6 protein-coding genes are annotated in these 12,003 nt (G+C 66.8%); 2 read left to right on the top strand and 4 right to left on the bottom strand.

Annotated features, from left to right (window positions below; all coding sequences use genetic code 11):
* Nucleotides 1-202: 202 nt before the first annotated feature.
* A complete protein-coding gene (gene dnaE / locus BM150_RS05250) occupies nucleotides 203-3,802 on the bottom strand; it encodes a DNA polymerase III subunit alpha (protein ID WP_092924620.1) in 3,600 nt (1,199 codons plus the stop codon).
* Between the two features lie 303 nt (nucleotides 3,803-4,105).
* On the opposite strand from dnaE, the gene BM150_RS05245 reads away from it, so the two are divergent.
* Complete coding sequence (locus BM150_RS05245; protein ID WP_092924618.1) at nucleotides 4,106-5,104, top strand: AsnC family protein; 999 nt, start codon at nucleotides 4,106-4,108, stop codon at nucleotides 5,102-5,104.
* An 83-nt stretch (nucleotides 5,105-5,187) separates the two neighbouring features.
* Here BM150_RS05245 and BM150_RS05240 read toward each other — a convergent pair whose 3' ends face one another.
* Both BM150_RS05240 and lspA read right to left on the bottom strand, forming a co-directional pair.
* Entirely contained in the window at nucleotides 5,188-6,120 is a 933-nt protein-coding gene (locus tag BM150_RS05240) for an RluA family pseudouridine synthase (protein ID WP_217641376.1), read from the bottom strand.
* The gene (gene lspA, locus BM150_RS05235; protein WP_092924617.1) at nucleotides 6,117-6,869 is read right to left on the bottom strand and encodes a signal peptidase II; all 753 of its coding nucleotides are present in this window, start codon (nucleotides 6,867-6,869) and stop codon (nucleotides 6,117-6,119) included. Before lspA ends, BM150_RS05240 begins: the two co-directional genes overlap by 4 nt.
* A 221-nt stretch (nucleotides 6,870-7,090) precedes the next feature.
* On the opposite strand from lspA, the gene gndA reads away from it, so the two are divergent.
* A complete protein-coding gene (gene gndA / locus BM150_RS05230) occupies nucleotides 7,091-8,524 on the top strand; it encodes an NADP-dependent phosphogluconate dehydrogenase (RefSeq protein ID WP_092924615.1) in 1,434 nt (477 codons plus the stop codon).
* An 88-nt stretch (nucleotides 8,525-8,612) separates the two neighbouring features.
* Here the strand turns inward: gndA and ileS are convergent, their stop codons facing one another.
* Nucleotides 8,613-11,807, bottom strand: coding sequence for an isoleucine--tRNA ligase (ileS, locus tag BM150_RS05225; protein WP_092924613.1), 3,195 nt, complete (start codon nucleotides 11,805-11,807; stop codon nucleotides 8,613-8,615).
* Nucleotides 11,808-12,003 lie beyond the last annotated feature (196 nt).

Below are 12,003 nucleotides of genomic sequence, written 5' to 3'. Positions count from 1 at the left end.
GATAGACACCGGTCCACCCACAGTTAACACCGTTAATAGCGGAGCTGTCACTACGATCAGCGGAACGTCCGAACCATTTTCATCAATACGAAGTAATCAACCCGCCGGAATCGCAGCGGTGAGCTCTTTCGAATCGGGCGATTCGGCTTTCCCGCGCGAAACGGGGACCACGAGGAAATTCGCGCCCGGCGGGACCACCCCATCAGGTCAGGGACTCGAAACACCCGGCTCCCAACAACCCCTTGAGCTCACCCTGCAAGCCGTTGTCGGTGTTGACGAAGAACTCACTGGAAAGAGCGAGTCTGGTCTCACCACGACTGCCCTGCAACTTGACCTGCACCGGCACCTCACCGGAGTGGGCCCGCAGCGTGCGCTTGAGCTCGTTGACCATGCTCCGGTCGACCTTGGACGCGTTGAGCCGCAGCACGAACGGAGGGCTGCTGCCGGGGTCGGTCTCGGCAGCCGAGATGTCGACCGGTACGGCGTCCGAGGCGAACACGCTGATGGCGCCCTCCCGTTCGTTGATGCGCCCCTTGACCGCGATCGCGGTGTCCTCGACGAGGGTATCGGCGAACATCTCGTAGGCCTTGGGGAAGAACAGAACCTCCACGCTGGCGTCCATGTCCTCCATGGTCACGATGGCCCATGGTTGACCGTTCTTGTTGATCCTGCGCTGGATGCCGGAGATCATGCCGGCGATCCGCACCTGGTCCTTGCCGTCCTTGCCGCCGGAGGAGGAACGTTCCCCGCTGATCAGCTCGGCGATACCGGTGTCCTGGTAGGGGGCGAGGAGTTTCTCGGCACCGTCCAGCGGATGCGCGGAGACGTACAGCCCCAGCATCTCGCGTTCGTAGGCCAGCAACTGCTTGCGGGGCCATTCCTCGGAGGAGAAAGTCAGATGGGCCAGCGGAGAACTCTCCGACGCCGCGTCATCGCTCGAAGCGGGGCCGAACAGGTCGAACTGACCGGCGGCCTGTTGCCGCTTCAACCCGACGACCGCGTCGACAGCGGATTCGTGCTGTTCGGTCAGTCCCATCCGGGTGTGCCCCAGCGAATCGAAGGCACCGGCCTTGATCAGTGACTCCACGACACGTTTGTTGCAGGCCACCGTCTCGGACTTGTCCAAGAAGTCGCGGAAGGAAACGTACCTTCCCTGCTCGTCACGGACCCGACATATCGAGCCGACCACGTTGCCACCGACGTTGCGAACCGCGCTGAGCCCGAACCGGACGTCGGAACCGACGGCGGTGAACGTGTCCCTGGAGTCGTTGACGTCCGGGGAGAGCACCCGGACCTGCATCCGACGGCACTCCGAGAGGTAGACCGCCATCTTGTCCTTGTTGTCACCGTTGGCGGTCAGCAGCGCTGCCATGTACTCGGCCGGGTAGTTCGCCTTCAGATAGGCGGTCCAGTAGGCCACCAGGGCGTAACCGGCGGCGTGGGACTTGTTGAACGCGTAACCGGCGAACGGCAGTACCGTGGTCCACAGGGCGTTGATCGCCTCTTCGCTGTAACCGTTCTCGGACATGCCGGCGTGGAAGCGCACGAACTCCTCGTCGAGGACTTCCTTCTTCTTCTTGCCCATGGCACGCCGCAGGATGTCGGCTTGTCCGAGGGTGTAGTTGGCCACCCGCTGCGCGATCGCCATGATCTGCTCCTGGTAGACGATCAGGCCGTAGGTCTCGGCCAGCACGTCGCGCAGTGGCTCCTCCAGCTCGGGGTGGATGGGCTCGATCGGTTTGCGGCCGTTCTTGCGATCGGCGTAGTCCAGGTGAGCGTTGACTTCCATGGGGCCGGGCCGGTACAGGGCGTTGGCGGCCACGATGTCGGTGAATTCCGTGGGACGCAGCCGCTTGAGCAGCTCGCGCATCCCACCACCTTCGAGCTGGAAGACCCCCAGGCTCTCGCCGCGAGCGAGCAGCTCGTAGGTGTTGGCATCGTCGAGAGCCAGGGTGGACAGATCGATGTCCAACCCGTGGTTGTCGCGCACCGCCTGCAGGGCATCACCGAGAATGGTCAGGTTGGACAGCCCCAGGAAGTCCATCTTGAGCAGTCCGATGGCCTCACAGCTGGGATAGTCCCAACCCGTGATGATGGAACCGTCGTCACGCATCCACAGCGGAACAGTGCCCATCAGCGGTTGCGAGGACAGGATCACCGCACAGGCGTGCACTCCCGCGTTGCGGATCAGCCCTTCCAGGCCACGGGCGGTGGAAAAGATCTGCGAGACGGACTGGTCGTTCTCGATGAGCCCGCGTACCTCGGCGGCCTCCGCGTAGCGTTCGTGCTCCGGGTCGACGATGCCTTCCAGCGGGATGTCCTTGGCGGCTATCGGGGCGGGGAGCGCCTTGGAGATCTTGTCCGCTATGGCGAAGCCGGGCTGACCGTGGTGCACGCGCGCGGCGTCCTTGATGGCGGCCTTGGTCTTGATCTTGCCGAAGGTGATGACCTGGGCGACCTTGTCCCGACCGTACTTGTCGATCGCGTACTGCAGCACCTCGTCGCGCCTGCGGTCGTCGAAGTCGAGATCGATGTCGGGTGGGGAGTCCCGCTCCGGGTTCAGGAAGCGCTCGAAGATCAGGCCGTGGGCGATCGGATCGAGATCGGTGATGTGCAGGATGTAGGCCAGCAGCGAGCCGGCCGCCGAACCACGGCCGGGGCCGACGTGGATGTTCTCCGACTTCGCCCACCGGGTGACGTCACCGACCACGAGGAAGTACGCGCAGTACCCCTTGGTGTCCAGGACGTCGATCTCGCGTTCGATCCGCTCCCGGTACTCCTCACCGATCCCCTCCGGAAAACGCGTGGGCAGGTAGTGCTCCACCTCGGCGGCCAGCGCGTCCCGTTCCGTTCGCCCCGCCTCCACGGTGACACGCGGCATCCGGTCCTCATAGGTCCAGACCTGCTCGTAGGACTCCACCAGATCGCTGACCACGAGCGTGTTGTCCGCGGCACCGGGCACCTCGGAGTCCCAGTACTCGCGCATCTCCTCGGCCGACTTGAGGTAGTAACCGTCGCCGTTGAACTGGAACCGGTTCTCGTCGTTGAGGGTCTTGCCCGACTGCACGCACAGCAACGCCCCGTGCGACTCGGCCTGGTCGACGGTGACGTAGTGGCTGTCGTTGGTGGCCAACGGGCGAAGCCCCAGCTCCTTGGAGATCTTGAGCAGGTTCTCCCGGACGGAACGCTCGATGACCAGCCCGTGGTCCATCAGCTCGAGGAAGTAGTTCTCGGCGCCGAAGATGTCGCGGTAGTCCGAGGCCGCCTGCAGGGCTTCACGGTACTGCCCCAGGCGCAGCCGGGTCTGCACCTCGCCGGAGGGACAGCCGGTCGTGGCGATGATCCCCTCGGCGTGCTCCGCGATCAACTCGCGGTCCATGCGGGGTTTGCGGTACTGCCCCTCGAAGGAGGCACGGCTGGACAGGGTGAACAGGTTGCGCAGCCCGGTCGAGTTCCGCGCGAGCATGGTCATGTGCGTGTAGGCACCGGCACCCGAAACGTCACCGCCCTCACCGAACTCGTCGGTGCTGCGCTGCTTTGCCTCCCCCCAGAAGACCGGTTTCTTGTGGTATCGGCTCTGCGGTGCGACATAGGCCTCGATACCGATGATCGGTTTGATGCCCGCCTTCTTGGCCTGCTGGTAGAACTCGTCGGCACCGTACATATTGCCGTGGTCGGTCATCGCGACCGCGGGCATCCCGAGGCGTTTCGCCTCGGAGAAAAGGGCCCCCATCTTCGCCGCGCCGTCCAACATCGAGTACTCGGTGTGCACGTGCAGATGAACGAACGAATCGGTAGGCACGGCGGTTTTCCCTCCCGTGAAGCAACACGGCGCAATTCAATACTGTGACCAGCAACGATGTTTCGCATGGTCGATCCGGAGTCCGGTTCGGTCGACGTCCTTCGCGTTACGACGAAAGGTGGACCGGTACCGAGCCTCCAACCCTAATCCAGTCCGTCCGGCCGACATCGGACCGTCCCCGGCGTGTTCGCGAGCGGCCCACTGGGCGCGCGGGAATCCCGAGGATTCGGCCCAACGGCACGCCTGAGAGGGGAGCGACACCACGAAACACGACGATCACGGGAGCGGGTAGCGTGACAAGACGTGGCTGCACCAGATCCCGTGGACGTCCGTCTGCTCAGCGCCGTCGCCGAGACAGGTCGCGCCGCGGTTCACGAACTCGCCGCCTACCTGAACATGGACGTGCGTGAGGTGGCCGCGAGGCTGGCCACGCTGTCCACCACCGGCTTGCCGCTGGTGGTCGGTGTGGAGTGCGACCCGAACGGGATCCGCAACGCACTCGCCTCCGTCGGAGTCCAGCCGCAGAGCCAACCCGGCGGTGGCTACCAGGCACCCCCCTCCGGGGCGGGCGCACCACCGCCTCCGCAGCACTCGGGACCGCACAGCGGGGGCTACGCGGTCCACGGTGGCATGAGCGGCCCTTACCAACCGCACGGGCCGTATCCGCCGATGGCTCCGCAGTCACCGCCCTCACCCGGCCAGGTAACACCACCGCCGCAACAACAGCCGCCGCAGGGACCACAGCAGGCCTCCCCCACGACACCGGCACAACAACCACCCGTAGCGCCCAACACGTGGGGGCCTCCCGGCTCCGCGGCGTGGCCGCGGAGCGAGCAGGGCGCTACGGGTGGTCCGACACCGCGACCACCCGCTGTCCCCAGAGCGGGCAAGGTCGGCAGCAAGCTGGACACGGTCGGTCCCAACGGTGAACCGGTCAGCGTACTGCTGGTCGAGGTGGTCGATCCCGCCGACTTCCTTTTCAGCGCCGCCGGGCACACCCTGGAGGAGGGACAGCGGGCGATCGTGGTGCACATCGAGCTGACCAACCGCGGCACCACCGTGTTCGACTCGCCACCGGACCAGCACCTGCTGCTGGTGGCGCGGGACGGCTCGACCGTGTCCAGGTCCTCGGTGACGCTCTCCTCCCGTCCACCGCACAGCTCCGGGGTCTCGCCCGGGGAAACGGGTGGCGGGCACAGCGTGTTCGTGTTGCCGGAGGAAACCGAACTGCGCAGCGTCGAGTGGTCACCGCACGCTGATCCGGGACCGCACTCGCTGGTCTGGGACATCAGCGACCTCTGAGCGGCGGGTGGCGAACCTTGCGCACCGCTCGCGGTCGGCACCGGAAGGACCGCAGACGGTGCGGCGTGGACACCTGGAGCGGCTCAGTGGTCCTGTTCCCGCAGCTGCTCCAACGCTTCACTCAGGTCCGCCGGGTAGTCGCTGTCGAAAGTCACCCGATCGCCGTAACCGGGGTGCTCGAAGGACAGCGAGTACGCGTGCAACCACTGTCTGGTGAGGCCCAGCCGCCGTGCGAGCGTCGGATCGGCGCCGTAGGTCAGATCACCGACGCAGGGATGGCGCACTGCCGAGAAGTGCACCCTTATCTGATGGGTGCGACCGGTCTCGAGCTTCACGTCCACCAGCGAGGCCGCCCGGAACGCCTCCACCGTCTCGTAGTGGGTGACGCTGGGCTTACCGTCGGTGACCACGGCGAACTTGTGATCGACCCTGGGATGGCGGTCTATGGGCGCGTCGATCGTGCCTCGACTCGGATCGGGGTGCCCCTGCACCAGGGCGTGGTAGTGCTTGTCCACCGTGCGTTCCTTGAACGCACGCTTCAACGCGGAGTAGGCACGTTCCGACTTCGCCAGCACCATGACTCCCGTGGTGCCCGCGTCGAGGCGGTGTACCACTCCCTGCCGTTCCGAGGGGCCGGAGACGGCGAGGTTGACCCCCGCCGCGGCCAGCCCGCCGAGCACGGTCGGTCCCTCCCAGCCGGGGCTGGGGTGAACCGCCACGCCTATGGGCTTGTTGACCACCACGATGTCGTCGTCCTCGTGCACGATCGTCAGCCCCGCCACGGGCACCGCGACGATCTCGGGGGGTGCTTCCTCGCCGGGAAGCCGCACCTCGAGCCACGAACCGGCCAGCAACCGGTCCGACTTACCGGCGGGCGCGCCGTCCAACTCGACGTCTCCGGAGGTGGTCAGCGCCACGACGGTGTTGCGCGACACACCCAGCAGCTTGGCCAGTCCGGAGTCCACCCGCATGCCGTCGAGCCCGTCGGGCACGGGCAGTGTGCGCAACTCACTCACGAGCTTCCCCCACCGTCGTCACGTCGCTGTTCCTCGACCGATCCCGGCGAAGCCCTCCCCCGCTCGGAAGAGTGATCGTCCGCGGCCTCGCCTCGCTCACCCCCGGCAGTGTGATCATCGCTGTCGCCGTGATCATCGCTGTCGCCGGTGGTGCTCCGTTCCGTCCCCCGCCGATGCACGGTTCCGTCGTAGTCGTAGCCCAGCAGTGCCAGCAGTACGATCAGCACTCCACCACACACGATGCCGGAGTCGGCCAGGTTGAACACCGGCCAGACGCTTCCGTCCGGTGCGAACACGGACAGGAAGTCGATCACGTGACCGCGCAGCGGAGCGGGCTCCCGGAATATCCGGTCGACGAGATTGCCGCAGGCACCTCCCAGCACCAGGCCGATGCCCACCGCCCAACCGGTGGAACGGAGCTTCGGGGCGAACCAGACTATGACGCCGATCACCACGATCGCCAGCAGCGCCAGCAGCCAGGTCAGACCGGTGCCGATGTTGAACGCGGCTCCCGGATTGCGGAAGAGCACCAAGTAGAGGGCCCCGCCGAACAGCTTGACCGGCTCTCGGTCCTCCAGCTCGGCCACCGCCAATGACTTGGTGATCGCGTCCGCCCCGATCAGGACCACGGCGATCCCGAACAGCAGCACCAACAATCGGGGGCGCGGCGGACCACGACGTTCGGTGGCCGAGCCGGGCGCCGAACGTGCGGAACCGGAGGGGTCGGTCGTGTGGTGCTCATCGCTCACTCCCCCATTCTCCCTGACCGGACGGGACGGGGTGCAGCCAGGCCGGGAGGGCGGTGTGCTTTCGCACCCGACCGCGAAGCGGTGGTTCGCGGCGAATCCCGTGCTGCGAGAACCGTGGCTGTGCGCTAGTCATGCCCTTGGAACACGGGACCAACTGAGGATGTTGCCCGAGCGGACACCCCGGTTCGCGTCGCGGATCGGGACATCGGATCGGAGCGCGGATGAGCGACAAGGCGAACATCGGGGTTACTGGCCTGGCCGTCATGGGCAGGAACCTGGCCCGCAATCTCGCCCGCAACGGGCAGCGGGTGGCCGTGCACAACCGCCACCGGGAACGCACCGACGAGTTGATCACGCGATTCGGGGACGAGGGAAAATTCCTGGCCACCGGGTCGCTGCGGGAACTCGTCGACACGTTGGAACGCCCCCGTCGCCTGGTGATCATGGTCAAGGCCGGCACCCCCACCGACGCGGTGATCGACGAGCTCGTGCCGATGTTGGACTCGGGAGACGTCCTCGTCGACGCCGGGAACGCCAACTTCACCGACACCCGACGTCGGGAAGCGGCACTGATCGACCGGGGAGTGCACTTCGTCGGGGCAGGCGTGTCCGGTGGCGAGGAGGGGGCGCTGCACGGCCCCAGCATCATGCCGGGAGGCTCGACCGACGCCTACCGTGAGCTGGAGCCCATCCTGCGCTCGATCGCCGCCAACGTGGACGGCACGCCGTGCGTCACCCATGTGGGGGCGGACGGGGCGGGTCACTTCGTCAAAATGGTGCACAACGGCATCGAGTACGCCGACATGCAGCTCATCGCGGAGACCTACGACCTGCTGCGCAAGGTTCTGGGACGAGAACCCGCCGAGATCGCCGAAACGTTCCGCCGGTTCAACACCGGCCGGTTGAACTCCTATCTGATCGAGATCACCGCCGAGGTGCTCGGTCACGTGGACAGCCGCACCTCCCGGCCGTTCGTCGACGTGGTGCTGGACCAGGCCGAGCAGAAGGGAACCGGCCGCTGGACCGTACAGAACGCCCTGGAACTGGCCAGCCCGGTGACCGGGATCGCCGAAGCGGTGTTCGCGCGCTCGATCTCCGGACAGCCGCGACTACGAGCGGACGCGGCCGGGCTCCCCGGACCCTCGACGGAACCCGTGGTCGACGCCCCCGAGCGATTCGTCGCCGACGTGGAACGCGCCCTGTACGCCTCCAAGATCATCGCTTACGCCCAGGGCTTCGACCAGATCCAGGCGGGCAGCGAGACCTACGAGTGGAACATCGACCTCGGCGCCATCGCCACGATCTGGCGGGGCGGCTGCATCATCAGGGCGGAATTCCTGGACCGCATCCGAGCGGCCTACGACCAGACCTCCGGACCGGCCGGTCTGCTCGCCGACGACGACTTCCGCGAGGCGCTCGGCGAGGCCCAGGACTCGTGGCGCCGTGTGGTCGCCACCGCCACGGCGGCCGGAGTGCCGGTACCCGGGATCTCGACGGCGTTGGCCTACTACGACACCGTTCGGGCCCAGCGGTTGCCCGCCGCCCTGATCCAGGGGCAGCGGGACTACTTCGGAGCGCACACCTACCGTCGGACCGATCTCGCGGGGGTTTTCCACACCGAATGGTCGGCCGATCGCTCCGAGCACGAGGACTGATCGGCGAATCCCGCCGATTCGCCGAGTGGCGGGACCTTCGGAAAGGTCCCGCCCACCGGGCTCAGCACGATCGGAACGGCGCGTTCGGTCAGGACTTGACCACCGAAACCGCGATCTCGGTGTCGGCGTCGCCGACAGTGCCGACCAGCGCCCCGTCACCCGCCGTCTCGACCGACTCGATCTCGTCGGCCAACGTCTCGCCGGCGACGAACGAGCGGTGTTCCGCCACGGCCGCACGGACCGGCTCGGGGGCGGCGATGGTCGCCACGATCCGGTCCGAGACGACCAACCCCGCCTCGCGCCTGGCCTGCTGCACCACCCTGACGACATCCCGGGCCAATCCCTCGGTGGCGAGCTGGGTCGTCACCTCGGTGTCCAGCACCACCAGTCCGTCACCGCTCGGCAGCGCGGTGGCCGCACCGGGGTCGGTCGACACCAGGTGCTCGGAGAACTCCTCCGGATGCAGTTCGATCCCCGCAGCCAGCACACCGCCCTGCGAGGTACGGGTCCACTCACCGGATTTGACCGCTTTGATCGCCTTCTGCACATCGCCACCGAGTCGCGGTCCCGCCACCCGGGCGTTGACCGAGACCTCGAAGTGGCCGTGCGCGGCGACATCTGAGGTCAGCTCGACGTTCTTGACGTTGACCTCGTCCCGCACGAGCTCGACGAACGGGAGCAGTGACTCCGAGCGCGGCAACGCCACGACCAACCGGCGCAACGGCAACCGGACGCGAAGTTTGTTCGACTTGCGCAACCCGAGCGCGGCCGAGCACACCTGACGAACGCTGTCCATCGCGGATACCAGCTCGGGGTCGGCGGGAAGTTCCTCGGCCTCCGGCCAGTCCGCCAGGTGAACCGAACGCCCGCCGGTCAGTCCGCGCCAGACCGCCTCGGCGGTCAACGGCAACAGCGGTGCGACCACTCGGCAGGTGATCTCGAGAACGGTGTGCAGCGTGTCGATGGCGTCCCGATCACCCGCCCAGAAACGGTCACGCGACCGCCGGACGTACCAGTTGGTCAGCACCTCCAGGAAGTCCCGCACGGCCGCGCACGCTCCGGAGAGGTCGAACGCGTCCATCGCCTCCCGGGTGTTGTCGACGAGCTCGCGCGTCTTGGCGAGTACGTAGCGGTCGAGCACGTGCCCGCTGTCGGTGCGTCGAGTTCCCTCGACGCTCTCCGCGTTGGCGTAGAGCGCGAGGAAGTACCAGGAGTTCCACAGCGGCAGCACCGCCTGCCGGACCGCGTCCCGGATTCCCTTCTCGGTGACGACGAGATCCCCGCCACGCAGGATCGGGCTGGACATCAGGAACCAGCGCATCGCGTCGGCCCCGTCACGCTCGAAGACCTCGCGCACGTCCGGGTAGTTGCGCTTGGACTTGGACATCTTGAGCCCGTCGTGGCCGAGCACGATCCCGTGCGCGAGCACGTGTGCGAACGCGGGCCTGTCGAACAGCGCGGTGGCGAGCACGTGCAGGGTGTAGAACCAGCCGCGGGTCTGCCCGCTGTACTCCACGATGAAGTCGCCCGGGTAGTGGTGGTGTTCGAACCACTCGGCGTTCTCGAACGGATAGTGCACCTGCGCGAAGGGCATGGCCCCCGACTCGAACCAGCAGTCCAGCACGTCCGGAACCCGACGCATGGTGGACCCGCCGGTGGGATCGTCCGGGTTCGGACGTGTCAACAGGTCGATGTTCGGACGGTGGAGATCGGTGGGACGCACACCGAAGTCGGCCTCCAGCTCGTCGAGCGAGCCGTACACGTCCGTACGGGGGTACTCCGGGTCGTCGGAGACCCACACCGGGATCGGGGAGCCCCAGTAGCGGTTGCGGGAGATGTTCCAGTCCCGCGCGTTCTCCAACCACTTGCCGAACTGGCCGTCCCTGATGTGCTCGGGTACCCAGTCGATCCGCTGGTTGAGCTCCACCATCCGGTCGCGGAACCGGCTGACCTCGACGAACCAGGAGGACACCGCACGCTGGATCAGCGCGTTGTCACAGCGCCAGCAGTGCGGATAGGGGTGGTCGTAGGTCTCGTGACGCAGCAATGATCCCGCGGCTTTGAGATCCCTGATGATCGCCTTGTTCGCCTCGAAGACCTGCTGCCCCTCGTAGGGCGCGACCTCCGAGGTGAACCTGCCGTGCTCGTCGACCGGCACCACGGGCTCGATCCCGGCCGCATCGGTGACCGCCTTGTCCTCCTCACCGAAGGCGGGGGCGATGTGCACCAGCCCGGTGCCGTCGTCGGTGGTGACGTAGTCGGCGGCCAGGACGCGGTGCGCGTTCTGCCTGCCCGTGAAGAAGTCGAACGGCGGCTCGTACCGGGTCCCCAGCAGCTCACTACCGCTGAATCGGGCGACGACGTGCTCGGCGGCGTCCTCGCCGAGCTCCCTGGTGTAGGCATCCAACCGGTCGGCGGCCAGGACGTAGGAGTGCTCACTGTCGGCGGGCCGCACCAGCACGTACTCGATCTCGGGATGCACCGCCGCGGCGAGGTTGGAGGGCAGCGTCCATGGGGTGGTGGTCCAAACCAGGGCCAGCGCACCGTCGAAGACGGCCCCCGGCGCGTCCAGCCGCATCCCGACGGTGACCGCTGGGTCCTGCCGCTGCCGGTACACGTCGTCCATGCGCGTCTCGGTGTTGGACAGCGGGGTCTCGCAGCGCCAGCAGTACCAGAGCACCCGGAAACCGCTGTAGACCAACCCCTTGTCCCAGAGGGTCCTGAAGGCCCACATGACGCTTTCCATGTAGTCGAGATCCAGCGTCTTGTAGTCGTTGGAGAAGTCCACCCAACGCGCCTGCCGAGTGACGTAGTCCTGCCATTCGTCGGTGTAGCTCAGCACCGAGCTACGACAGGCCTCGTTGAACTCGGCGACACCCATCGACTCGATCTCGGACTTGGCGCTGATACCGAGCTGCTTCTCGGCCTCGACCTCGGCGGGCAGACCGTGGCAGTCCCAGCCGAACCTCCGCTCGACACGGTAGCCACGCATGGTCTTGTACCGCGGCACCACGTCCTTGGCATACCCGGTGAGCAGGTGCCCGTAGTGCGGCAGACCGTTCGCGAACGGCGGCCCGTCGTAGAACACGAACTCGTTCGAACCGTTGTGCCCGGATCCACGGTTGGCGACGCTGGCGCGGAAGGTGTCGTCCCGTGTCCAGAAGTCCAGGACCTCGTGCTCGATCGTGGGAAAGGACGGCTGCGCGGCCACCGCGTCGGTGGAGCGAGCGGCTTCGGAACTCTCGGAACTCGCGCCGTTGAACGGTACCTTCGGATAAGCCATCGCGGATGCGCTCCTCGCGAGTGTGTCGTGTGGTTACACCGCACGAGCATCGGACGAGATGCTCGAGCGGGGACGACACTGCGAGCTCGCTGCGGGACAACGCTCGCGTACCGCGGTACCACCCCGCTTGCCACGTGGCCGGAAAACGGCACGTGACCTCTCGTTCACGGCTGTTACGGGCCTGCCCGTCCGGTTC

The organism is Actinopolyspora alba (assembly GCF_900112765.1).
GTDB classification, from domain to species: Bacteria; Actinomycetota; Actinomycetes; order Mycobacteriales; family Pseudonocardiaceae; genus Actinopolyspora; species Actinopolyspora alba.
Note: the sequence above shows the minus strand (reverse complement) of the source record. Positions and strands in the feature narration are given on the sequence as shown.